Annotated in this window: 1 protein-coding gene; it reads right to left on the bottom strand. The window is 45.0% G+C overall.

Annotation, left to right across the window (positions count from 1 at the left end; genetic code table 11):
* Positions 1–393, bottom strand: a 393-nt coding sequence (locus EES38_RS23375; protein WP_148090393.1) for a reverse transcriptase family protein, incomplete at both ends; no start/stop codon positions are given.

Here is a 393-nt window from a genome sequence, read left to right as displayed (position 1 = left end):
AACGTGCGTAATTGCTTGACGGTGGTCGGTTCTGGGTAATCCAGAATGGCCGCCACTTTGGTTCTAAGGGGTCGGATACCTTGAGCATCGATAGTGTGTCCCAGAAAGTCTAACGAGTCGGTTCCGAATTGGCATTTCTGAACGTTTACAGTAATGCCATGTTTTTGAAGTCGTTCGAAAACAAGATCCAGATGCTTGAGATGTGTTTCTCTGTCCGGACTTGCGATTAGACAGTCATCAACATACGCGTGTACGAAGTTGAGACCTCGAAAAACGTCGTCTATGAATCTTTGGAATGTTTGAGCAGCATTCCTTAGACCGAAAGGCATTCGCAAAAATTCATAGAGTCCGAAAGGATTTATGATAGCTGTTTTCGGTATGTCGTCAGTAGCC

Origin of the sequence: Vibrio viridaestus, from assembly GCF_003856525.1 — a bacterium.
GTDB classification, from domain to species: domain Bacteria; phylum Pseudomonadota; class Gammaproteobacteria; order Enterobacterales; family Vibrionaceae; genus Vibrio; species Vibrio viridaestus.
The sequence above is the reverse complement of the archived record's forward strand: the minus strand, read 5'-3'. Positions and strand labels throughout refer to the sequence as shown.